At 66.5% G+C, this 23,051-nt stretch carries 23 protein-coding genes and 1 tRNA gene; 10 read left to right on the plus strand and 14 right to left on the minus strand.

Annotation, left to right across the window (positions count from 1 at the left end; all coding sequences use genetic code 11):
• Window positions 1–12 precede the first annotated feature (12 nt).
• Window positions 13–86, minus strand: a tRNA-Ile gene (locus tag LKD76_RS22640).
• A gap of 250 nt (window positions 87–336) precedes the next feature.
• Between LKD76_RS22640 and LKD76_RS22645 the strand changes: the two genes are divergently transcribed.
• The 3 genes from LKD76_RS22645 to LKD76_RS22655 all read left to right on the plus strand — a co-directional run bounded on the left by LKD76_RS22645 (window position 337) and on the right by LKD76_RS22655 (window position 3,245).
• Window positions 337–765, plus strand: a complete 429-nt coding sequence (locus tag LKD76_RS22645; protein ID WP_227983408.1) for a nitroreductase family deazaflavin-dependent oxidoreductase — start codon at window positions 337–339, stop codon at window positions 763–765.
• Between the two features lie 168 nt (window positions 766–933).
• Entirely contained in the window at window positions 934–1,953 is a 1,020-nt protein-coding gene (locus LKD76_RS22650) for a TerC/Alx family metal homeostasis membrane protein (RefSeq protein ID WP_227983409.1), read from the plus strand.
• Window positions 1,954–2,345: 392 nt separating this feature from the next.
• A complete protein-coding gene (locus LKD76_RS22655; protein WP_227985369.1) occupies window positions 2,346–3,245 on the plus strand; it encodes a slipin family protein in 900 nt (299 codons plus the stop codon).
• Window positions 3,246–3,252: 7 nt separating this feature from the next.
• Here the strand turns inward: LKD76_RS22655 and LKD76_RS22660 are convergent, their stop codons facing one another.
• From LKD76_RS22660 to LKD76_RS22680, 5 genes are all read right to left on the minus strand, one after another.
• On the minus strand, window positions 3,253–5,016 hold the full coding sequence (locus LKD76_RS22660; RefSeq protein ID WP_227983410.1) for an SDR family oxidoreductase: 1,764 nt from the start codon (window positions 5,014–5,016) through the stop codon (window positions 3,253–3,255).
• 41 nt (window positions 5,017–5,057) lie between these two features.
• A complete protein-coding gene (locus LKD76_RS22665; RefSeq protein WP_227983411.1) occupies window positions 5,058–6,167 on the minus strand; it encodes a PDR/VanB family oxidoreductase in 1,110 nt (369 codons plus the stop codon).
• Window positions 6,164–7,066, minus strand: coding sequence for a metal-dependent hydrolase (locus LKD76_RS22670; RefSeq protein ID WP_227983412.1), 903 nt, complete (start codon window positions 7,064–7,066; stop codon window positions 6,164–6,166). Before LKD76_RS22670 ends, LKD76_RS22665 begins: the two co-directional genes overlap by 4 nt.
• A 126-nt stretch (window positions 7,067–7,192) precedes the next feature.
• Window positions 7,193–7,648, minus strand: coding sequence for a hypothetical protein (locus LKD76_RS22675; protein ID WP_227983413.1), 456 nt, complete (start codon window positions 7,646–7,648; stop codon window positions 7,193–7,195).
• A gap of 120 nt (window positions 7,649–7,768) precedes the next feature.
• Complete coding sequence (locus LKD76_RS22680; protein ID WP_227983414.1) at window positions 7,769–8,089, minus strand: winged helix-turn-helix transcriptional regulator; 321 nt, start codon at window positions 8,087–8,089, stop codon at window positions 7,769–7,771.
• Window positions 8,090–8,140: 51 nt separating this feature from the next.
• Between LKD76_RS22680 and LKD76_RS22685 the strand changes: the two genes are divergently transcribed.
• On the plus strand, window positions 8,141–8,893 hold the full coding sequence (locus LKD76_RS22685) for an SDR family oxidoreductase (RefSeq protein ID WP_227983415.1): 753 nt from the start codon (window positions 8,141–8,143) through the stop codon (window positions 8,891–8,893).
• A 37-nt stretch (window positions 8,894–8,930) separates the two neighbouring features.
• Here the strand turns inward: LKD76_RS22685 and LKD76_RS22690 are convergent, their stop codons facing one another.
• Complete coding sequence (locus LKD76_RS22690; RefSeq protein WP_227983416.1) at window positions 8,931–9,125, minus strand: hypothetical protein; 195 nt, start codon at window positions 9,123–9,125, stop codon at window positions 8,931–8,933.
• A gap of 120 nt (window positions 9,126–9,245) precedes the next feature.
• Window positions 9,246–12,722: a carboxylic acid reductase gene (car, locus tag LKD76_RS22695; protein ID WP_255661951.1), complete on the minus strand. Its 3,477-nt coding sequence runs from the start codon at window positions 12,720–12,722 to the stop codon at window positions 9,246–9,248.
• Between the two features lie 296 nt (window positions 12,723–13,018).
• Between car and LKD76_RS22700 the strand changes: the two genes are divergently transcribed.
• Window positions 13,019–13,306, plus strand: a complete 288-nt coding sequence (locus tag LKD76_RS22700) for a hypothetical protein (RefSeq protein WP_308188726.1) — start codon at window positions 13,019–13,021, stop codon at window positions 13,304–13,306.
• Window positions 13,307–13,325: 19 nt separating this feature from the next.
• Window positions 13,326–14,543, plus strand: coding sequence for a DUF4241 domain-containing protein (locus tag LKD76_RS22705; protein ID WP_227983419.1), 1,218 nt, complete (start codon window positions 13,326–13,328; stop codon window positions 14,541–14,543).
• Window positions 14,544–14,787: 244 nt separating this feature from the next.
• Here LKD76_RS22705 and LKD76_RS22710 read toward each other — a convergent pair whose 3' ends face one another.
• From LKD76_RS22710 to LKD76_RS22720, 3 genes are all read right to left on the minus strand, one after another.
• The gene (locus LKD76_RS22710; protein WP_227983420.1) at window positions 14,788–14,991 is read right to left on the minus strand and encodes a DUF397 domain-containing protein; all 204 of its coding nucleotides are present in this window, start codon (window positions 14,989–14,991) and stop codon (window positions 14,788–14,790) included.
• On the minus strand, window positions 14,988–15,866 hold the full coding sequence (locus tag LKD76_RS22715; RefSeq protein ID WP_227983421.1) for a helix-turn-helix domain-containing protein: 879 nt from the start codon (window positions 15,864–15,866) through the stop codon (window positions 14,988–14,990). Before LKD76_RS22715 ends, LKD76_RS22710 begins: the two co-directional genes overlap by 4 nt.
• A 114-nt stretch (window positions 15,867–15,980) precedes the next feature.
• Window positions 15,981–16,202: a hypothetical protein gene (locus tag LKD76_RS22720; protein ID WP_227983422.1), complete on the minus strand. Its 222-nt coding sequence runs from the start codon at window positions 16,200–16,202 to the stop codon at window positions 15,981–15,983.
• A 258-nt stretch (window positions 16,203–16,460) separates the two neighbouring features.
• Between LKD76_RS22720 and LKD76_RS22725 the strand changes: the two genes are divergently transcribed.
• The 3 genes from LKD76_RS22725 to LKD76_RS22735 all read left to right on the plus strand — a co-directional run bounded on the left by LKD76_RS22725 (window position 16,461) and on the right by LKD76_RS22735 (window position 18,554).
• Complete coding sequence (locus tag LKD76_RS22725) at window positions 16,461–16,772, plus strand: hypothetical protein (protein ID WP_227983423.1); 312 nt, start codon at window positions 16,461–16,463, stop codon at window positions 16,770–16,772.
• A gap of 82 nt (window positions 16,773–16,854) precedes the next feature.
• Window positions 16,855–17,937, plus strand: a complete 1,083-nt coding sequence (locus LKD76_RS22730; protein ID WP_227983424.1) for an S-(hydroxymethyl)mycothiol dehydrogenase — start codon at window positions 16,855–16,857, stop codon at window positions 17,935–17,937.
• Entirely contained in the window at window positions 17,934–18,554 is a 621-nt protein-coding gene (locus LKD76_RS22735) for an MBL fold metallo-hydrolase (protein WP_227983425.1), read from the plus strand. The genes LKD76_RS22730 and LKD76_RS22735 overlap by 4 nt, the downstream gene beginning before the upstream one ends.
• Window positions 18,555–18,706: 152 nt before the next feature.
• On the opposite strand, the gene LKD76_RS22740 is transcribed toward LKD76_RS22735, so the two are convergent.
• Window positions 18,707–19,582, minus strand: coding sequence for an NmrA/HSCARG family protein (locus LKD76_RS22740; protein WP_227983426.1), 876 nt, complete (start codon window positions 19,580–19,582; stop codon window positions 18,707–18,709).
• 129 nt (window positions 19,583–19,711) lie between these two features.
• On the opposite strand from LKD76_RS22740, the gene LKD76_RS22745 reads away from it, so the two are divergent.
• The gene (locus tag LKD76_RS22745; RefSeq protein WP_227983427.1) at window positions 19,712–20,299 is read left to right on the plus strand and encodes a TetR/AcrR family transcriptional regulator; all 588 of its coding nucleotides are present in this window, start codon (window positions 19,712–19,714) and stop codon (window positions 20,297–20,299) included.
• Between the two features lie 125 nt (window positions 20,300–20,424).
• Here LKD76_RS22745 and LKD76_RS22750 read toward each other — a convergent pair whose 3' ends face one another.
• Together LKD76_RS22750 and LKD76_RS22755 are read right to left on the minus strand one after the other, a co-directional pair.
• A complete protein-coding gene (locus LKD76_RS22750) occupies window positions 20,425–21,648 on the minus strand; it encodes a cytochrome P450 (RefSeq protein ID WP_227983428.1) in 1,224 nt (407 codons plus the stop codon).
• A 275-nt stretch (window positions 21,649–21,923) separates the two neighbouring features.
• Entirely contained in the window at window positions 21,924–23,006 is a 1,083-nt protein-coding gene (locus LKD76_RS22755; protein ID WP_227983429.1) for an NAD(P)H-dependent amine dehydrogenase family protein, read from the minus strand.
• Between the last annotated feature and the right edge of the window lie 45 nt (window positions 23,007–23,051).

Consider the following 23,051-nt stretch of genomic DNA (forward strand, 5'->3'; position numbering starts at 1 on the left):
AGAAGGGATGTGTGGGGCGGGTGGGGCTCGAACCCACGACCAGCGGATTATGAGTCCGCGGCTCTAACCGACTGAGCTACCGCCCCCGACCGCGATAAGTGCGGGCGTGGGGGATGCTACCGGGTCGGACGGGAGTAAGCCTAGTTGGGATCGGACTCGGCCCGTGCGGCTTCGAAAGCGGCTGGCGGACGGAGGTATTCGCGGGCGCAGGGCGCGCCGGAATCGCAGTTCACAGGCGCCGGTTTCCGACGCGGGGTGCGTCCGCGTTCTCCGTGGCGGCCGAACCACGAGGCGACGGATAGGGTTGGGTCGGGGTTGCCGACAGAAGGAGCGCCGATGGCCGGACTGTTCGCGAACGCGTTGCGGGTGCATCAGTGGGTGTACGAGAAATCCGATGGGTACGTGGGGCATCGGCTGCTGTTCGGGAATCCGACACTGCTCCTGCGGACCGTGGGGCGCAAGACCGGACAGCCGCGGACCAGCGCGCTGACCTACGCGCAGGACGGGGCGGACTTTCTGGTGACGGCGTCCAACGGCGGGTCGCCGCGACCGCCGGGATGGCTGGCGAATGTGAAGGCCGCGCCGGAGTGCGAGATACAGGTCGGGCATCGGCGGATTCCGGTGATCGCGCGGGCGACCTATCCCGCCGACGCCGACTACGCACGCCGGTGGGCACTGGTCGACGAGGTCAACAAGGGTCGCTACACGGAGTATCAGAAGAAGACCGATCGGCCGATCGCGGTCGTCGTCCTCAGCCCTCGGTAGACCCTGCGGTTGGTTTTCAGGCAAAGATTTCGCTATCCTCACTTCCGAGGGGAGTACTTCCCAAGCGTCATACCGGTCAGTACGGGTTCCGCCGTCGGAATCCCCGGGTGACCGCCCGGATATCGGGCGAAGGAGACCTCGGGTGCTTACGCATACCCGAGGAGACCTGTGAACTCGACCGTTCTGGCAGCTGAGCAGCTGCACACCATCGGCAGCCCGTGGTTGTGGGCCGCCACCATCGCCGGAGTGCTGGTGTTGCTCGCGCTGGATTTCGTCGTCACCCGCAAACCGCACGAGGTATCGATGCGGGAGGCCATCGGCTGGACGGTGTTCTACCTGGCCTTACCGGTGGGCTTCTTCGGCATCCTGTGGGCCGGTTACGGCTCCACCCCGGCCACCGAATTCATCACCGGCTATCTACTCGAGAAGTCGCTGTCGGTGGACAACCTGTTCGTCTTCATGCTGCTGCTGGCCGCCTTCGCGGTGCCCGCGGTACTCGCACAACGGGTGCTGCTGTTCGGCATCGTCGGCGCGCTGGTGCTGCGCGGTATCTTCATCGCCGTGGGCGCCGCCGCGCTGGCATCGCTGGATTGGGCATTTCTGCTGTTCGGCGCGGTGCTGCTGCTGACAGCGCTCAAACTGATCCGCGATGCGGTCACCGGGCACGAGCAGGAGGTCGATATTTCCCGAATGCGGTCAGTGCGGGTGATGCGCAGACTGATGCCGGTCACCGACGACTATCGCGGCACCCGGATGACGGTCCGCGAAGCCGGGCGCCGGGCGCTGACGCCGCTGGCGCTGGTCGTTACCGCGGTGATGGCCACCGATCTGGTGTTCGCGATCGACTCGGTGCCGGCGGTGTACGGCGTCACCGGCGACCCGTATCTGGTGTTCGCCACCAACGCCTTCGCGTTGCTCGGCCTGCGCGCGCTGTATTTCGTACTGCAGGCGGTGCTGGCCCGGCTGGTGCATCTGGCCTACGGGCTGGCGGTGATCCTGGGATTCATCGGGGTCAAGCTGGTGCTGCACTGGGCGCACGGCTACTGGGACCAGCTGCCGGAGATCCCGACCGCCGCCTCCCTGGTGGTGATCGTGGTGGTGCTCGGCGTCGTCACCGTGACCAGCCTGCTGGCCACCCGCGGTGACGCGGACACCGACTCCCCCGCAACCGATTCCGCCGCCCGGTAGCTGCTCGCGCAGCGGCGGGCACGGCGGCCGCGCCCCCGCCACAACCGCCGGCACCGCACCCGCTACCGCTACAACCGCTTGCGCTGCAACAACTTCCACCGTCGCCCACCGGAATCTTCGGCACTCCACCGATCGCCCCGCCTCGACGAGGGGTTGTTCCCGCGAACCGATGCACCTATCCAGACGAGGGCGACGACGATAATGGCGACAATGTCCCGTCGCACGTCCGGACCCTAGCCACGCTTCCCACCGTTCAACCGAAGATTCGGTGGCGAGACGTGGACTGTCCGGCGGTCACCACATGGCCGATCCGCGGCATCGGTGCCATGATCGATGGCAGGAGCCCGGTCGCGGGCGTGCCGGGCGTTTCACTTGGTGGTGGCGCTATGGACATGGCGACGGTTGTCTCTCTCGCGGTGGGGGCCGCGGCGGTGGTCACCGCATTCGCTGTCGGCACCGGCCTGCGGGTGGTGCAGCAGTACGAACGCGGGCTGGTGTTCCGGTTCGGCCGGGTCCGGGCCGCGCGCGATCCCGGGCTGCGGCTGCTCGTCCCGCTCGCGGACAAGATGCGCAAGGTACCGCTGCAGATCGTCACGATGCCGGTGCCCGGACAGGAAGGCATCACTCGCGACAACGTGACGGTGCGGGTGGACGCGGTGGTGTACTTCCGGGTGATCGATCCGGTGCAGGCGGTGGTCGAGGTGCAGGATTATCTGTTCGCCGTCGAACAGGTGGCACAGACCTCGCTGCGATCGATCATCGGCAAGAGCGAACTCGACGATCTGCTCTCCAATCGGGAACAGCTCAACCGCGGCCTGGAATTGATGATCGACAGTCCGGCGATCGCCTGGGGTGTGCACATCGATCGGGTGGAGATCAAGGATGTGGCGTTACCGGAATCACTGAAGCGGTCGATGTCGCGCCAGGCGGAGGCCGAGCGCGAACGCCGCGCCCGGGTCATCACCGCCGAGGGCGAGCTGCAGGCCTCGCACCGGCTCGCCGAGGCCGGCGATCGGATGGCGGCGGCCCCGGCCGCCCTGCAACTGCGGCTGTTGCAGACCGTCGTCGAGGTGGCGGCGGAGAAGAATTCGACGCTGGTACTGCCGTTCCCGGTCGAGTTGCTGCGCTTCCTCGAACGATCGACCCCGGCAGACACCGCGGCGGCCGGGAACCAGCCGACGGCCGCAGCGCCGGCCGCGAACACCGAGGACAGCGCCGACGACGCGGCCCGCACGACGCTGCCCGTCGATCCGCCCGGCAACGGCGACGCTGCCGGGCATCCCGCGAGCTGAGCCCGTTCTACGTCAGCTTGACCCGCGCCGCGAAGAAACGGTTCAGCGCCGGGGCGAGGCGGCTGAAGTGGTATTGCAGGTGGGCTTCCGGGGTGACCGGCACGATATCGCGATGCTGTTCGACCGCACGCACGATCCGGTCGGCCACCTTCTCCGGTCCGTAGCCGCGCTTGCGGTACAGCGCATCGTATTTCGCCTGCTTCGCGGCTTCCGCATTCCCGGACAACCCCGAGAACTTGGTGGTGGCAACGATGTTCGTGTGCACGATGCCAGGGCAGACGGTGTGCACCTCGATCCCCTTGCCGGACAGTTCGGCACGCAGGCAGTCGGAGAACATGAAGACCGCCGACTTGCTCGTCGAGTAGGCGCTGAAACCCTGCTGCGGGCTGTAGGCGGCCATGCTGGACAGGTTGACGATATGGCCGCCGAGTCCGCGCTGCGCCATCGCGGCGCCGAAGGTCCGGCAGCCGTTGATCACCCCGCCGAGATTGACCCGCAGGACCCGGTCGAATTCGGCGGCGGAGGTCTCGAAGAAGTCCCCGGCCTGACCGATTCCGGCGTTGTTGATCAGGATGTCGGGCACACCGTGGGCGGCGATCACGGTTTCCGCGTGCGTGGCCATCGCGGCCTCGTCGGAGACGTCGACGACATACGCGTGCGCGGTACCCCCCGCGGCCGCGATCAGTTCGGCGGTCTGCTTGGCCGCCTCCGCGTCGAGGTCCGACAACACGATCTCGGCGCCGCGCCGGGCGAAGGCCAGCGCCGTCTCGCGGCCGATTCCGCTGCCGCCACCGGTGATCACCACCAGGCGGTCGCCGAACGGCCCGGTCTGCGCCCCGACCTCGGCCCGGCGCAGTGTGCGCGGGTGGTCGCCGGTTTCGACGGCGTCGACGAGTTCGGTCGCGGAGGTGGCGAGTAGTTCCGGATGGGAGAACGGCAGCCAGTGGCCGCCGGCGATCTCTCGCCGCCACAGCCGGTCGGTCCAGGTGGCTTCGTCGTCGTAGCCCGCCGGGCGCACGGCGATATCGCGGCGCGCGATGATCAGCTGTACCGGAACCTCGGTATGCCGCTCGCGCGGGCCGAGCATACGCGGCAGGATGTTGGCGCGGTAGATCCGCATACCGTCGAAGAAATCCTGCCGGAACGCCGGGCCGAGTTTCACGTTGTCCGGGGAGGTTTCGTTCATCACGCCGATGAACCGCTTCCAGACCTTCTCCGACGACAGCGGCCGCATCACCACCTTGTTCAGGCCCGGGGTCATGAACAGGAAGGTGTAGGCCGACGACAGCAGCTGGGTCGCCGGGCCCCAGAGCGCGCCGCGCCCCATCCGGTTGCGGGTCCATTTCGCCAGGTGATCGAGATTCGGCCCGGATACCGACGTGAACGAGGCCACCCGCGCGGCGGCCCGCGGTTCGCACACCGCCTCCCAGACCTGCACCGAACCCCAGTCGTGCGCGAGTACGTGCACCGGCCGGTCCGGGCTCACCGCATCGGCCACGGCGAAGAAGTCGGAGGCGAAGCGATCGAGCACATAGTCCTCGGTGCGCGCGGTACGGGTGGAGCGGCCGTGACCGCGGGTGTCGTAGGCGACGACGTGAAAACGCCGCGCCAGCAACGGAATCACCCGATCCCACAGGTGATGGTCGTCGGGCCAGCCGTGGACGAGCAGCACGGTGGGCGCGGCGGAATCGCCGTATTCGTAGACGGCGATATCGAATTCGCCGTTGCGGACGAAGTGTTCGGTTGCCGGTGCAAGACGGGTGTCGGTCACGAGTATCTCCTCGGCGGGCCCGGGCGGACGGGAAATGAAGGTCAGAGATCGATTACCAAACGCTCACCGGCGCAACGAGATACACAGATCAGTAGCTCGCCGTCGGCGCGTTCGTCGGAGGTCAGTACGGTGTCGCGATGATCGGGCTGCCCGTCCAGGATCCGAACCTTGCAGGTACGGCAGAAGCCCTGGCGGCAGGAGTAGGCGATATCGGGCCGCACGCGCAGTACTTCGTCGAGCACGGAGCGATCGGCGGGGATGTCGAGCACCTCACCGGTGCGCGCGAGTTCGACCCGAAACGGGGTGCCGTCCACCACCGGGGCGGCCGAGAACCGCTCGGAATACAGTTCCACACCGCGCATCTCGCGCACCGCGGCGGCGATCGCGGCGGTCATCGGCACCGGCCCGCAGCAGTAGACGGCGGTGTCGCGTCCGACCCCGGGAAGCAGATCCGCCGCGGTGGGGAGTCCGGATTCGTCGTCGGTGCGCACCGTGACCCGGCCGCCGAAGTACTCGAGTTCGGGGAGGAACGGCAGGGCCTCGCGGTTGCGGCCGGTATAGACCAGCGACCACTCCACGCCGAGCCGATGCGCCATCCGCACCATCGGCAGGATGGGGGTGACACCGATACCGCCGGCGACGAAATGCACACGCGCGGCACCTGATCCGAATCCCGGCGCGACGAACGGAAAGGCGTTGCGTGGCCCGCGCACGGTGAGTTCGCGGCCCTCCCGCACGGTGTCGTGCACCTCCACCGAACCACCGAGTCCGGTGGGAATCCGGCGCACGGCGACGCGGTAGTGATACCGATCGGCCGGATCGCCGCACAGCGAGTACTGGCGCAGCCGGCCCGACGGTAGTTCCAGATCCAGGTGCGCACCGGGCCGCCACGACGGCAACACACGCCCGTCCGGAGCGGCCAGCAGCAGGCTGATCACATCGGTGTCGCGCGCCTCCACCCGGCGTTCGACCACGGTCAGCCGCAGCCGCCGGTCGTCGACGGCCGGCGTCGTGGCCTGGCGGTTGACGGCCGCCGACCACCGCAGGCGCGCACCGGCCAGCAGGCTGATCAGCTGGGTCGGGCGATCGCGCCCGGTCTTGCGGTAGAGGTCGGGCGGCAGTTCGGCCGGCACCGCACGACGAGTGGTCACGATGCGAGCGCCTGTGCCGCAGGCGATTTCGCCAGATACGCCACGGCCTGCGCGGTCGAGCCGACCGAGGCCGGAGTGTAGCCCGGCTTGGCCACCGACAGCGCCGACCAGAGCAGCGACGGCATGCCGGGCAGCGAGCCTCGCCACATGGCGCCCAGCGCCTTGCCCACGATGCGCGGGTAGCGCATGTTCGGCAGGTCCGGATCCTGGTGCACCAGATATTTGGTGCCGCGCAACAGCAGGGCCACGAACACCGGGAATACGATCGCCATCAGCGCACAGCGCCGCACATATCCGACCTCGAAGTATTCGGCGACGTCGTGGGCGACGAACCGGTGCTCGACCTCTTCGGCCCCGTGCCAGCGATACAGATCGAGCATATTGGGCGCGGCGCCGAAGCGTTCCAGATCGGCGTTGATGATCCAGTCGCCCAGGAATGCGAAGAAGTGCTCCAGGGTGGCGATGAAACCCAGCCTTTCGACCAGCGTCTGGAATTCCGCCCGGGCGTCCTGGCCCTCCCGCGGTCCCAGCGCCTTGCGGAAGACGTATTCCATCTGCCGGGTGTAGTTGTCCACGTCCACGCCGTGGGCCTTGAAGACCTGCTGCAGTGAATCGTTGTGTGTCTCGGCGTGCATGGCCTCCTGCCCCATGAAGCCGATGACCTGTTCGCGCAGCTTTTCGTCCTTGATCAGGGGCAGTGCCTCGGAGAAGGTCTGGATGAACATGCGCTCGCCCTCGGGCAGCAGCAGGTTGAGCGAGTTGAACACGTGTGCGGCGATGGGTTCGGCCGCCAGCCACTGCAGCGGTGTGGACCGCCAGTCGAACTGCACATTGCGAGCGTGCAGAGCTACCTCACCGGGATCGCCTACATCGCCGTTCCGCAGGGGAAGTAACTTCATCGGTACTCCTGGTCGTCATCTCGGCCATGGGGACCGGCCGTGCCGGACCCGTTGCTACGTCAGCGTAGCAATTATTCGGCGGTATGCGACACCCTGAGTACCACATAGATTGTCGACGGCGTCCGCTCAGCGCGGCGTCATCGGCCAGCTCCGACTGTGCCCCTCGGCATCCGCGGTGGTCACCTTGGTGAAGACATTGCCCGGCCGGACCAGGTCGGTGAGGGTCACATGCACTCTCCGGGTCACATACTTGCCGGCCGCGCAGTTCGGATGGCAGGTGTTGTCCCGCTCGACACCGTCACCTTGCGCCTGATCCGGCCCCCAGCTCTGCCACACGATCTGTTCGACCTGGGCGCCGAGATCGGCGCACGCGAGGATCAGATGCTGCGGCCGAACCGCCGGTTTGTCGAATGAACAGTCGATAACTTCCGGGTTCTGACCCACACTGTTCGCCCGTGCCGCGGGCGTACCGGCCGGGGTGGCGTTTCCGGAATCGGTGGACCCGCAACCTGCGAATACCAGTACCGCGGCGGTCGCGACCGCCGCGAACGGACCGCCCCGCCGAATGATGTCACCGTTCATCTCAGTCCCCGAATCATCGTCCGACTCCACCCGCCTCCCCGGGCGAGTGCCCCCAACCTAGTGGATGGTCATCGCGAACGGGACGGGCCCACCATCGACACCGGCCGCACCGGCCGTCGACTACCGATCGGTCGAGCCCGTACCGGAATCGAGGTGTCCCGCCGCCCAGCCCCACAGCGGCGCCAGGGCGCGGCCGAGCTCGATTCCGGCATCGGTCAATTCGTAGGCCTTATCGGCGCGTTTGACGATGACATCCACGCCCTGCAGGGCCTGCAGCCGCACCGACAGCATGCTCGACGAGCAGTTGTCCATCCGCCGTCGCAATTCGAGGAAGCCGAGTGGTCCGGGCTCCAGTTCCCACACGATACGCAGCATCCAGCGCTGCCCCAGCAGCTCCATCGCCGCCCGTGGACCGTCCGCACGCCCTGTTGCACTTCTCATTTCGAACCACCATAGTGATTCTGAAATAGAAGCAACGAGTGGGAGTGCAGGATGGATTCACAACGCGTCGTGTTGATCACCGGCGCCTCCCGCGGCATCGGGGCGCGGACGGCCCGAATTCTCGCGGGACGCGGTGATCATGTGGTGCTGAACTATCGCGAGAAGCGCAGGCGCGCAACCGAACTCGCCGATTCGATCGCTACCGAAGGCGGCGTGGCGACACCGATGGGCGCCGACCTGTCCGATCCCGATGCGGTCGCGACCATGATCGAGCGGATCGGCGCCCGGTTCGGCCGGCTGGACGTGCTGATCCTCAACGCCTCCGGCGGTCTCGAACACGGCGCGGCGCCGGGCTACGCGATGGCGATCAACCGGGACGCCCAGGTACGGCTGGCGCGGCTGGCGCTACCGCTGCTCGCGCCGGACTCCCGCATCGTCTTCGTCACCAGCCATCAGGCGCATTTCCACGGCCGCAAACCCGCCCCGCCGGACTACGAACCCATCGCGCTGAGCAAGCGGGCGGGTGAGGACGCGCTACGGGCCATGATCGGCGAATTCGACTCGCGCGGTATCGGTTTCACGGTCGTTTCGGGCGATATGATCGAGGGAACCATCATCGTGCGCCTCCTCGAACGCCGCGATCCGGACGCGGTCGCGGCGCGGACCGAGTACGGCGCACTACCCACGATCGACGAGTTCGCGACCGCGATCGCCGATGCCACCACGGCGGACACCCGGCCCGGGCATACCGTCTACGTCGGCGGCGCCGACTATCTGGCCGCCGCGGCAGATCCGACCGTGTGACCGCCGGACACGGCGCCGGCCGTCAGTCGGTGGCGGGTCAGCCGCGCGCGTGGTCGAACCACGCGTACGGGATCGACCAATCCCATTCGGCCTCGGCCGCCTCGGCATCACGATAGTCGTCGACCTGGCATTCGTTCAGGTAGACCGGGACCATCGCGCCGAATCCCGCTCCCAGCGCGGACAATCCGTTCAGCACACCGCGCCACAGCGCGGACTTTCCGAGACGGTGCACCGGAATCGACCTCCTTGTCGCACGCGGCGGGCGCACCAGAGGCGACGCCTGTGCCGACCAACGCTGTGGGGCAAGACGGTACGCCGGAAGGCGCACGGTTCGGAGCGGATTCGGCAATCTTCACAGCAGTCCGGCCGCGGTCAGATCATCGGCATATTTCTCGATCAGTTCCCGTGTCAGGTGCGGGATGTCGCGGTCGGGCCCGACCCCGACCGCTCGCACCGCGGCCCGGAACCCGTCGGTGGGCAGCGCCGATCCGGCGACCGCGGGCGCGGGCCTGTTGAAGGCGTGCAGTAGCGGCAGCAGCGAATGGCGGCGCTGCCGTTCGGGGAGGGTGCGCAGCGCGGTTTCGAAGCGGGTGAGCCATTCGGCGTAGTCGTCGATCCGGGTGATGCGCCGACCGGAATCTATGAGCCAGTCGACGAAGGTGTCCAGGCCGATGCCGTCGTCGTGCGGATTGAGTACGTCGAAACTTACGAATCCGGCGGTGGCGTCGATGCCCAGCGCGGTGATCGCCGCCGCGGTGAAATCGGCCGGAAGTCCGTCGTAGTGGGCCCGGCGACGAGTGCCGTCGGCCTCGGTGCGGTAGAACGACGCGGGCGCCAGTCCGGTGGCCAGGACACTGAGCAGCAGCCGGGTGAACATATCCGGCAGATTGAACTGCCCCGCGAACTCACTGTGCGCGAGGATCATATCGGAGCGGAAGACCACGACCGGCAGTCCGCACAGCTCGTGCGCCTCCCGCAACAGCACCTCTCCCGCCCATTTGCTGTTGCCGTACCCGTTGGCGTATCCGGAATCGACGACCCGCTCGGGGCTGACCTGGCGGATGTCACCGTCTTCGACGAACGACGCGGGGTCGATCCGATCGCCGACGGCCACCGTGGACAAGTAGGTCACCGGCTTACGGCGGGTGGTCAGCGCGAATCGGATAACCTCTGCCGTGCCCGCCACATTCGGGCCGAACAACTGGTCGTAGGGCAGGACGTGATTGACCAGCGCGGCCGGATGCACCACCAGATCGACAGTGGCGGCCAGCTCGTGCCACAGTTCGCCGCTCAGGCCGAGATTCGGCTCACCGATATCGCCGGCCACGACGGTCAGCCGGCGATCGGCCGACTCCCGATACCGCCGCAGCAGTGCGGGATCGCCGCTGTCGAAGACCTCGTCCAGGCGCGCGCGAGCGGCCTCGGCATCGGCGCCGCGCACCAGGCAGATCAGGCGGCCGTCGCAGTCGTCGAGCCGTCGCAGCCATTCCAGGCACAGGAACCGGCCCAGGTATCCGTTCGCTCCGGTCAGCAGCACGGTGCGCGGCGGCGATGCCGGGGGTTTCGGCAGATCCGTTGCGGCGACGAGGGTTTCGGGATCGATGAACTTGTCCAGGGTCAGCTCGGCGGCCCGCACCCTGGTGCCGTCGGCGTGCACGGTGGCCGCGGTCGGGCGGCGCGCTCCCCCTCCGCGTTCGGCCTCGATGTATTCGGCCAGGCGTCGCAACGTATTCGCCGGATGGGTGATCGTGCCGACCGGCACCTCGACCCCCAGCAGTTCGGTCAGCAGATTCGACAGCGACAGCGCCGACAGGGAATCGCCGCCGAGATCGGTGAAATGCGCCTCGGGCCGAATATCGGTGCTCGCACATCCCAGCAGCGCCCGGGTCGCCCGCCCGACCGTCTCCAGGACGGGCCGCTGCTCCGCGTCGTGGCGCAGGGCGGCCAGCTCGTCGGCCTGTTCCCGGGACAGTTCGGCGTAGAGCTGTTCGAGTTCCTTGCCGTAGCGCTCTTTCAGCTTGGGCCGCAACAACTTCCCGATACCCGAGAGCAGTCCGTTGTCCTGGGTGAAGGGGGCGGTCTCGAGCAGGAAGTCCCGGGGGATCTCATAGGAGTTGAGCCCCGCCTCGCGGGCCAGCAGCTGTAGCGATTCGCCGAGCGCCGCCCGTGGATCGGGCAGCGCCAACGCCTCGTCGGACGGCACGATCACCGCCAGCAGGTACGCGCGCTCACTGCTGCCGTAGACGAAGATCTGCCGAATCAGCGCGCTGGTGGAGAAGACCGATTCCAGCTTCGCCACGGTCACGAACTCACCCTGCGACAGCTTGAGAACGTTGTTGCGGCGATCGACATAGACCAGATGATCGGGACCGAGCTCGGCGACCACGTCACCAGTGCGGTAGAAGCCGTCCTCGTCGAACATCCGCGCGGTGATCTCGGGCCGCTCGAAGTAGCCGGGAAACATGGTGGCGGTCTTGAGCAGCAGTTCACCGCGCGGATGTGGTTGGTCGGTGCCGAAGTAGCCGAGTTCGGGGACATCGACGAGTTTGTAGTCCAGTACCGGCGGGCGCCGGACCTTGTTGTCGACGATGACACTGCCGCCGGCCTCGGTCGACCCGTATCCGTCGTGCAGCCCGATGCCCAGGACGCTCTCCATGAACGCGCGCATCTCCGGCGCCAGCGGCGCACTGGCACACATGGCGCCGAGGAAGCGCCCGCCCAGAACTCGTCGGCGCAGATCGGTTTTCACCTCGTCCTCGATGACCGCGCGATCACCGCCGGCGGCCACCCGTGCCTCGACCTCCCCCTGATGGTGCTGCAGCAACATCTCACACACCCGGGGCACGAAGACCAGTTCGGTGGGCCGCACGAGCTCCAGATCCTCGAACAGCGTCGACATATCGCTGCGCGCGGTGAAGTAGGCGGTGCCGCCGCGGGCGAGCGTGCCGCCGAGTTGCAGCCGCCCGGCCACGTGACTGAGCGGCAGATAGTTCAGGGTGATCGCGGGCACCGGGGCCTTGGCGGTGTACAGCCACATGGACGCCGCCAGGCGGTCGGTGTACATGGCGCCCTTGGGCGTTCCGGTGCTGCCGGAGGTGTAGATCAGCAGCGCCAGCGGATCGTCCGCCGGAGCGGGGACCGGTGCCTGCGCCGCGTCCTGTGCGATCAGGTCGGTGATGGTGGCGAGAGTCCGGCCGGATCCGGCGAGCCGCTCGCGCGCGGCAGCCAGGGCCACGCGTTCGTCGTCATCGCCGGTGGCGTCGAAGACGACCACGTGGGCGACCGTCTCGCTCGCCAGCGCGGCCTCGACGGCGGAGGTCACCAGTTCCGCGCTGCAGGCCACAACGCGGGCAGCGGTTTCGGCGATGATCGAATTCCATTGCGTCACACCGGCGGTGGCCTGCAAGGGCACCGCGACGGTCCCCAGCCGCACGCCCGCCAGGTCAACCGTCACATAGTCGCTGCTGACGAATCCGACCGTGCACACGAAGTCTCCGGCGCGCACGCCCGCCGCGTACCAGACATTCGCCAGCGCCGCCGCGCGCGACCACAGCTGCCCGTAGGTCAGCGTCTCGAACCGCGGCAGCAAACGCCGGGTCCGACGGCCGTCGGCCGCGGTGACGATTTCAGCGGCCCGCTGCCCCACCGCCGCGCGGTCTGCATAGGCTGTCATGATCGTGTCGACCAGTTCGCGCAATCCCAAGCCCGGCCGCGCGATCGCCTCGCCCACCTCGATGCTCGGCCAGGCGGCGCGCACTTCGGCGTCATCCTTCGCTGCCGCGAGTCGCTGTTTACGCTCCGCCTTCCGGTCCACCTCAGCCACGGGCAGGTCTCCCTCGGTCGTCTCCGGCGGGCGGATAGCCGCCCCGGCGCCCAGATGGCGCGCATCACCGTTAACTTAGCTCCGCTAAGCACCCCTGCGTCAAGACCTCGCGCGATTTTCCCCGCAGCCCGGCGCGCGCATGGGCGGCACCGCCGCCACCACGATTTCGACGGCGCGGCCCTCGCCGCCGCGGGGATCGTCCTGGTCACGGTGAACTACCGGGTGGGGTACGAGGCGTTCGGCTGGGTCGAGGACGCACCTGCAACAGAGGCGTGCTCGATCAGATCGCCGCACTCGGGTGGGTGCGCGACAACATCGCGTCGTCCGGCGGAGACCCGGTTGCGGTGACGCCGATCGGACAGTCGGCGGACGCCTCGTCGATTGATCGCCACGGTCGTCAACCACCCGGAGCTGGTGATATCACCGATCTTCCGGTGTCGTACCCGACTGGTAGAACACTCGTCAGCAGCACTGCGGAGAGAGGAATGCAGCGTCATGATCGTCGACACAATTCGAGTGTCGTATGGGGATCAGTGGGGTCGACACCACGGCCCAACTCATCCCACCCCGATCCCCGCGTCGCTGGCTGAGCGAAGACACGCGGCCGGAGTGAGCTATACGGTATTGCTGTCCGCGCAGGAGCGCCCACTGGCGCGGGGCGAATACTGGCCGGCTCACAAGGACTGGCGCGTATACCTTTACGATGACATGGGTTTTCACGTGCAGATGATCGACCTGGAACCCTGGTCGGGATCGATGATGCGCGTGTACCGCGATTCCCGGTGGGAGTATGCCGGCACGGAGACTCACTCGGACGAATGGGCCTCCCAGAAAATCATCAGCATCTCGCCGGACGGACAGATCGAGATCGAAACGGCATCCGACTGGAGCACCTGGTTGCCACTAGCTGAACGAATGTGGCCCGGACGCGGACCGTTCACGGAGTCGGAAATCGGGGTCACACAGCGTTTTTCGATCGGCAACTACCCGATCTCTTGGCCCGAGGACGACACACGGCCCGTGTCCGCAACTCTTCCCACCGAGAATACACATGGCCACACTTCGATCGTGCTGGGAATACCCACACCGGAATTCGGTGAGTGGAAATCAATCGCGGGCCTGCTCACTTCGCAAGGCCACGAACTCGCATCAACGCTGAGCTTCGTACCGGACGAGCCGGAAGGCGATTGGCAGCCGCTGCGTGCCGTCGGGATCGAGGAACTGTTCACTCCGGGTGCGACACACACAACTATCGACGGCTCCGCGGTGATCGCGTTGCGGGATGTTGGAGTGCTGCGTGTCCCCTCCGGACAGCTGGCTGCAGCAGACCCCGGCTGGATCGAAGACAACATCGACGAGCGGCGAGTGGTCACCGTGCCTGCGGGAGAATATCCGGTCACGTTGGCGCTCATGCGATTCGACGACTCGGGGGCGCGAGTAGGTGGCGCCAAGATGACCGTGACGGACGCGCCGGTCGCCAGGTGGGAAATGGCCCTGAGAGCAGCAGAAGACCCGGATCTGCTCGGCAAGGACGAGTTCTACGGCGTCGGCGTGGACACGGGCGTGGCCGCCTTCTTCGATGCGACCCGCGGACCTCTCGTCGACGAGGAGGGTGCCGATACCTTCGACGAACAGATACTGTACGGCGGGCTCGAGGGTGATGTCGTTGTGGAAGTGGCGGAGTCGGATTCCGAGCCCAACCTCATCGCTTTCTACGCGGGCTGGGGCGACGGCGCATACCCCCTCTGGATCGGTCGCGCGGATGATGGGCACGTGTGTTGTGCGGTCATCGACTTCCGCCTGAAGGTCGAAGAGCAAGAAGAGTAATACGACGATGAGCACGTCAGGCAGCGACGAGATCCTGGGGCCGATGTACGGATCCACCGTCATTGCGAGAATGTGCCGTTGCGGGGTCGACTGACGTAACGCACCACGCCCTACCCAGCCCGAGCTGGCGAGGCCGAGTAGGGCGTGGTGGATGTGGGAGAACCCCCGGAGGCGAAGGGTCCCGGAGGTTCTCGGTTCTGGAGTTATCGGTTCTGGAGTTATCGGTTCTGGAGTTATCGGGGGGTCATGCCTGATCGAAGTTGCCCTGTGTCACGTCAGCGGTGAAGGTCGACCACTCGGAAGGTGTGAAGACCAGGGCCGGGCCGGTCGGGTTCTTCGAATCACGTACGCCGACACCAGCATCGAGATAGGCAATTTCAACACAGTCTTTGCTCGCACCCGAGAAGCTCGACTTGAACCATCGCGCCCCGGACAGGTCGTTGCTCACTGCACACGCTCCTTGATCAGGTCTACCGATTCAGCTTCGGTCAACGCTACACGAACGATCTCGCGAAGAGCCCGCATATATTTCTGCAGCTCGACCTCACGTTCCAAGTACAGATCTCCGGCCCAACCCTCCACATAGACAATCGGTGGCTGCGCAAGCCCGGAGACCAAATCCGGGAACTCCAGTAGCGTGAAAGAGCCCACGTAGGCGCCGAGATGGCTCGGTGCATCGAACGGAACTACCCGGATCGACACATTGGGGAGCTCGGACAGCACCACCAACTGGCCCATCTGTTCCGCGATCACCGCTGGTCCGCCAACCTGTTCGTGCAGTACCGCCTCGTACACGAGGGCCGTCACACGCAGGTTCGGATCCTTCAGCCGCTCTTGCCGGTGCGACTGCCACTCGATCCGTCGTTCCAGTTGTTCGCTCGGCATGTCAGGTCGTTCCGCCCACCCCATCGTCCGGCGATACGCAGGGGTCTGGAGCAGGCCAGGGACAATGGTCGTCTTCCAGATCGTCAGATGGCTCGCCGCATTCTCGAGCGCCAGATAATGATTGAAGCCCGTATCTTGCGCGTCCGCATACGCTCTCCACCAGCTCGCCGTCACCTTCCCCTCCCGCGAAGCGCGGATCTCCTTCACCAGATCCAGGCAGATCCGTCGCTCCTCCTCGGTTGCCCCGTACCCGTCGCACAGCGCATTCACTTGGAGCATGGTGATCCGCGTCGTTTGCCCCTCCTCGATCCTGCCGATGGTCTGGTGGGAGGTTTCCGCGATGCGCGCGGCCTGAGACTGCCCTACTCCCTCGGCATTCCGCAGTCGGCGCAGTTCACGGCCCAAGGCTCGCTGGGCGAGCGTGCTCCCTGACCCCATATCGTTAGCTCCCCTATCTATCGTGTCCCGGTTTTCTGGACAGGTCCCCTCTGGACAGGTTGCTCACGGACGAGTTCACACAATCGGCACGGTGGCTCGTGCCCGAAATCGCCGTCATTCGGCTTCAACTCGTGGCCGGTTCGGTGCAACCTCAACGCCGACAACCACTTTCACATCGCAGGGAAAGTATCCACCATGGGACTGCTCAATCACGATCGAATGCCGATAATGACGGTCGATTACGCCCACGTCATCATGCAACTGCACATCGACTGCGCATTGTGCGTTTGCCCGGTGAAACAACAGGCGAAACAAAGGCTCATCGAGGCGAAACACTGTGTGCCGGACAGTAGCCGGGGGTGAGGGGCATGTTCTGGGAGCTCACATTTGTCATCAGCATTCCGCTGGCGGTGATCCTGCTCGCCGTGTTCTGGCCGGAGCGGGTTTACCGGAACGAGTCGCGCAATTCTGTGCGGTCCATTCTGGATCGCATCGACCGGGAGGACCGAGCACGAAAGGTGAAATACCGTGACCGGTACCGCGAATAGTCACCATTTCCGCACCGAGGTCGGATCGCACTCGGCGTGGTGGCGCGTGGCCGACGGCGAGCGGATCGAGATCACCCACCTCACCGATCGCGAAAAGCCCATAGACACCGCACGTTTCGCGAATCACCGGCCCGCGCGCTACTCCTGTGACGGCGTGGCGTTCGCGGCGGCGCCGATCCTGGCCGTTGCTCATTTCCTGGCGCCGGAGTACCACGCGCTGTGGTGCGCGGTCAGCGAGCAGTACCGCCGTCGGTTCTCCGCGCAGTCCCGCGAGGGCCGCGCGCCGAGCCGGCATCAGGCTCGTGAAAACGGTTTTCACCAGGCCGTCACCAACTCGGCCGCCGCAACCGAACTATAGCCTGGACACGTGTCTGACAGAGTTCGGGCAGGCATAGACTGAGCCCGGCACAACCGGCACCACGACGTGTGAAGGAGATTTCATGTCCGAGAAGGTTCGCGGCGTCATCGCCCGCAGTGTGGGCGCACCGGTCGAGATCGTCGAGATCGTGATCCCGGACCCGGGCCCGCACGATGTGGTGGTGCGGGTGCAGGCCTGCGGGGTGTGCCATACCGATCTGACCTACCGCGAGGGCGGTATCAACGACGAGTTCCCGTTCCTGCTCGGCCACGAGGCCGCCGGTGTGGTGGAAACCGTCGGCGACGCCGTCACCCACGTGCAGCCCGGCGACCATGTGGTGCTGAACTGGCGCGCGGTCTGCGGCCGGTGCCGCGCCTGCAAACGCGGCAAGCCCTGGTACTGCTTCGACACCCACAACGCCAGCCGTCCCATGACGTTGGCCGACGGCACCGAGCTGACACCGGCGCTGGGCATCGGCGCCTTCGCCGACAAGACGCTGGTCCACGAGGGACAGTGCACCGTGATCGACCCCGAGACCGATCCCGCGGTGGCCGGACTGCTCGGCTGCGGCGTGATGGCCGGATTGGGCGCCGCGATCAACACCGGCGGGGTGAGCTACGGCGATTCGGTCGCGGTGATCGGCTGCGGCGGCGTCGGTGACGCGGCGATCGCGGGGGCCCGGCTGGCGGGAGCCACCACCATCATCGCCGTCGACCGGGATCCGCGAAAACTGGAGTGGGCCACAGAACTCGGCGCCACCCATACGCTCGAGGCCGGGGACGACATCGTCGAGCGGGTACAGGAATTGACCGGCGGCTTCGGCGCCGATGTGGTGATCGACGCCGTCGGTCGCCCGGAGACCTGGAAGCAGGCCTTCTACTCCCGCGATCTGGCCGGCACCGTGGTCCTGGTCGGCGTGCCGACGCCGGATATGACGCTGGAGATGCCGCTGATCGACTTCTTCTCCCACGGCGGTTCGCTGAAATCCTCCTGGTACGGCGACTGCCTGCCCGAACGCGATTTCCCGATGCTGCTGGATCTCTACCGCCAGGGGCGGTTGCCGCTCGAGCGGTTCGTCAGCGAGCGCGTCGCACTCGATCAGGTCGAGCAGGCCTTCACCACCATGCACCACGGAGATGTGCTGCGATCGGTGGTGACACTGTGAGGATCGATCGGGTAGTCACCTCCGGAAAGTTCGAATTGGACGGCGGCAGCTGGGATGTCGACAACAACGTCTGGGTGGTGGGCGACGACGACGAGGTGATCGTGATCGACGCCGCCCACCAGGCCGAGCCGATCGTCGCCGCCGTCGCCGGGCGTACCGTGCGCGCCATCGTCTGCACGCACGCGCACAACGACCACATCAATGTGGCCACCGCACTGGCCGAGGCGCTGCACGCGCCGATCCGGCTGCATCCGGCCGACGAGGTGCTGTGGAGCGCGCTCTACCCCGATACCCGCTACGAACCGCTGACCGATCGCGAGCGAATCCCGTTGGCGGGCGGTGAGATCGAGGTACTCCACACGCCCGGTCACTCCCCCGGCGCGGTCAGTCTGTACCTGGCCGGGGAGAAGACGGTATTCACCGGCGACACCCTGTTCCAGGGCGGTCCCGGCGCGACCGGACGATCGTTCTCGAGCTTCCCCACGATCATCGAATCCATTCGCACCCGGCTGCTGACCCTGCCCGGGGACACCACGGTGCTGACCGGACACGGTGATTCGACCACGATCGGCGCGGAGGCGCCACACCTGCCGGAGTGGATCAAACGCGGCCACTGAAAGCCGCTGCGATACAGATAGTTACGCGAAGAAGGCCGCGCGAGTGTGCTCGTGCGGCCTTCGGCCGAACCGCGGTACCGGCCGTCGTCACCATGGCACCGCGATCCATGCGTGAAGGTGGCATCGGCTCGACTCCGTCGGTTCGACAGCGATCAGGGCCGCGAATCCAGCAGGGGGCGGATCAGTTCCGCTCCTTTTCGACCGAGCCAGTCACGAAACGTCATCAACCCGGGGTGCAGTGCCCGCAGTTCGTCGATATCGACGTCGGGGACGCTGCCGTCACCACTGTTGAGCAATTCGTAGCCGCGAGCGAATCGTTCGTTGATACGGCGCAGTTCCTCCATCGGACGTTGCACGTAGGGGACCTGCCGTCCGACGGCGACACCGACCTCCGCGGCGACCTCCGGTGGTGTCAGCGCGTCACCGACCAGCTCCAGCGTCCGCCCTCGGTAGTCATCCGGGTTCCGCAACGCGAGTGCGGCGAACGCGCCGATATCGTCGAGTGCGATGAACTGCTGACGCACGTGCGCGGCGGCGGCGGTGCGCAGGGCGCCGTCTCGAATCCCGACCGTCGCGGACTGCGTGATCAGATTCTCCATGAACGAACTCGGCCGCAGCACGGTGGCCGAGACACCCGATGCGGCGATGTACTGCTCGATCTCCCATTTGGTCGGCTGCCCGCCGCGGTCGGCCCCCAGGCCCGAGCTGTAGACCAGGTGTGCCACACCGTATTTCACCGCCGCGTCGGTAACGGCCCGACCGGCCTTCACCTCGTCCTGCTCGGGGGCCAGCGGCCCGGGGTGCACACTGAACACCCCGTATACGCCGTCGACGCAGCGGTCGATCGTCGCGAGATCCTCCAGTGAGCCCGCGATCAGTTGCGCACCGGCGTTCGCCAGGGCCCGTGCCCGGTCGCTGTCCGGAAATCGGGTCGACACTCGCACTTGCCATCCGTCGGCGAGCAGGCGGTCCGCGACCGCCCCACCCTGCTGCCCGGTTGCGCCGGCAACGAAAACAACCTGGTCCATGCGTCCTCCCGTGATGGGTCTTCGGGTTCACCGCGCTGACAATCCGCGATAAACGGAGGGCGATCTCCGTTTAAGCGACTATACGGAGAGTGTTCTCCGTTTCGCAACAGTGAAAGCTACGATCGAGCGATGAGTGACGACACCGGGCAGGTCGCCAAGCCACTGCGCGCGGACGCGCGCCGCAACCGCGAACAGGTGCTGGCCGTCGCCCGGGAGATGCTGTCGGTGGACGGCTCGTCGGCGTCCTTCGACGAGATCGCGCGCCGGGCCGGCGTCGGTGTCGGCACCGTCTATCGGCACTTCCCCACCCGTAACGCGCTGTTCGAGGCGGTCGTTGTCGATCGCGTAGCGGAATTCACCGAACGAGCACGCACGCTGGCGGCCGATGCCGCACCGGAGGACCCGTTCCTCGGATACTTCGCTCACCTCGTCGGCGAGGTCGCCCTCAACCAGGCCCTGTGTGAGGCGCTCGACGACGGCAGCGCCGCCACCATCGACATCCCGGACCAGCTCCGGCGCGATTTCGTCCGGTCATTCGAAAGCCTGCTCGCACAAGCGAAAAGGGCGGGAGTTGTACGATCCGACGTCGCTGTCGCCGACGTACTCGATCTGTTGATCGGCGCGGCGGAAGCCGAACGCCGCGCCCGATCGCGGGGCATACCGAACCACCTGGTCAGGGTCGTGCTCGATGGGCTTCGCGCCCAGCACCATCGATGACCAGGTGATTCGCCGAGTGGGAACGGGTGACAGCGGCTGATCCGATCGAAGTCGGATCGCGGTGCGAGTTCCACACAGTCCGAGGGCCGCACGAGTGATCGTGCGGCCCTCGGTCGTGCCGGGGACTACGAGTAGGTCACATCCCAGTGCTTGATGCCGTTGATCCAGCCCGAACGCAGCCGCTGCGGGTCGGCGAGCTGGCGCAGATCCGGCAATACCTCGGCGATGGCGTTGAACATCAGATCGATCTCCAGGCGAGCCAGATTGGCGCCGACGCAGAAGTGCGCGCCGGTGCCGCCGAAGGCGAGGTGAGGGTTCGGGTCGCGCAGGATATCGAATTCGAAGGGGTTGCCGAAGGCCGCCTCGTCGAAATTGGCGGAGCTGTAGAACAATCCGACGCGATCACCGGCCCTGATCAGCTGCCCGCCCAGCTCCACATCCTCGGTCGCGGTCCGCTGGAACGCGGTGACCGGAGTCGCCCAGCGCACGATTTCGTCGACCGCCGTGCGCGGCCGCTGCTCACGGAAGAGCTCCCACTGCTCGGGGTGATCGACGAATGCCTTCATACCGTGCGTGATGGCATTGCGGGTGGTTTCGTTTCCGGCGACCGCCAGCAGGATGACAAAGAATCCGAATTCGTCGGAACCCAGTGCCTCGCCGTCGATATCGGCATTCACCAATTGGCTGACGATATCGTCGGTCGGTTCGCTCCGGCGCGCCTCGGCCATATTCCAGGCATAGCCGAGGATTTCGGCGGAGGCGACCGCCGAGTCTCCGTATTCCGGGTCATCGTAGTTCAGCATCTGATTGGACCAGCCGAACAGTTTGTGCCGATCGTCCTGCGGCACGCCCAGCAATTCGGCGATCGCCTGCAGCGGCAGTTCACATGCCACCTGTTCGACGAAGTCGCCGCCACCGGACTCCTTCGCCGCACGCACGATGCGGCCGGCCCGTTCGGTCAGCGTCACACGCAGGCTCTCGACCGCGCGAGGAGTGAAGCCCTTGGAGATGATCCGGCGGATCTTGGTGTGCTTGGGCGCGTCCATGTTCACGAGCAGGGCATTGGTGACCGAGAGCTGCTCGGGAGTGGCGAAGCCGGGCAGTCGGATAATGGATCCCTTCTTCTCCGAGGAGAAGATATCCGAGCGACGCGAGACCTCCTTGATGTCCTCGTGCCGGCTGACCACCCAGTAGCCGGAATCCTCGAAGGGATAGGCCTGCTCCGCGTTCTGGGCGTTCCACCAGACCGGCGCGGTGCGCCGCAATTCCGCGAATTCTTCGACCGGACTTCTGTCGGCCCAAAGTCCCGGGTCGGTGAAATCGAATCCGGCCGGTATCGACGGAGCCACAGTTCCTCCTCGTGTCCGCTGCACTGCGAATCATGGATTGTTACGAAACCTGTTCTCCATCAATTAGAACATGTTGCAGGCGCGCCGGAAAAGGGCTGCATCCGTTCGCATCTCGGAAAAACACAACTCGAGACAATCGATTTCACGACATGCCGAAAGGGCCCGATCGAACGGTATTTTCCGCTCGTTCGCGCCACCGTGGCCGCTTATTATTCGTCTGTATTGCCCAGTTTCGGACCCGATATTCGGGCGGCCGGACCGTCAGCGGGAAATTGTCATCGAATCACCCCGGTTCCGCGATCACGATGCAGTCGCGCCGCGGCACGACCGGCCGGCAGCGGCAGATCGAGATAGGTACGCACGCCCGGGTCGGCCGCGACCACGTACGGGATGGCGTTCACGCAGTTCAGGGCGGTGGCGACGATCGAGGGATTGCGGCGCGCGCCCTCGTCGAGGTCGTGCGCGTGCAGTCCGGACAGAGTCAGCACACAGCCGGGATCGCCGCGTACCTCGACCTCGAATCGCTGCCCGTTCGGGCCGAAGCTCCACGCCGGATCGAAATTCTCCTCCCCCATGAACCAGTTGACCGCCGCGGTGATCACCGGTTCGCCGTCGACGGTGCCCTCCCAGCGGAAGTGCTGGGCCGCAACCTGTCCCGGCTCGATGACGCCGATCGGCGACTCGATCGGCGCGGTGGCGACCGCGATGTCGTGCGTGGTGCGGATATCGGGATCCAGATCGAATCCGAGTTCATCGGCGATCATCCACACCGACTGGCTGTAGCCACCGGCGAGCATCGACGCGACCGAACTACCCGCCGCCTTCTCCGGATCGGCGCCGAACATCATCCAGTGCCGCACCACATCCGGGGCGCCGTAGGTGCGGATATCGGAGAATTCCTCGGCTCGGACCCCGGTCACCGAACCCGACAGCGCCGAGGCCACCAGCGGCAGCCGCTCGGTCAGGCCGCCGGGGTGAATTCCGGTGCCGTGCAGGGTTACTCCGCCTTCGGCGCAGACCGCGTCGAACTTCTCCCGGTCACGTTGCCGTGGATAGAACCAGCCCAGCGGGGTGACCACGTTCTTCCCGGACCGCAGGATCGACCGCAGTACCGAGGTGTCGGCGAAGATCGGGCTGTAGACGACGCAGTCGGCATCGAGCGCCAGCAGGGCATCGGCGTCGGTGGTGGCGGTGACCCCGATCGGATCACGCCCGACCAGGGCGCCGAGGTCGGCGCCGTCCTTGTCCGCACTGTGCACCCAGGCACCGACCAGTTCGAGGTCCGGGTGATCGAGGATGCCCTCGATCGCCGCCCGCCCGACTCCGCCGGTCGCCCACTGGATCACCCTGACGGTCATCGTGCTCCTGTCCGTGTTCCGGCCCCGCGGCGGTTCCGATGAGGC

The sequence above is a fragment of the Nocardia spumae genome (assembly GCF_020733635.1).
GTDB classification, from domain to species: Bacteria; Actinomycetota; Actinomycetes; order Mycobacteriales; family Mycobacteriaceae; genus Nocardia; species Nocardia spumae.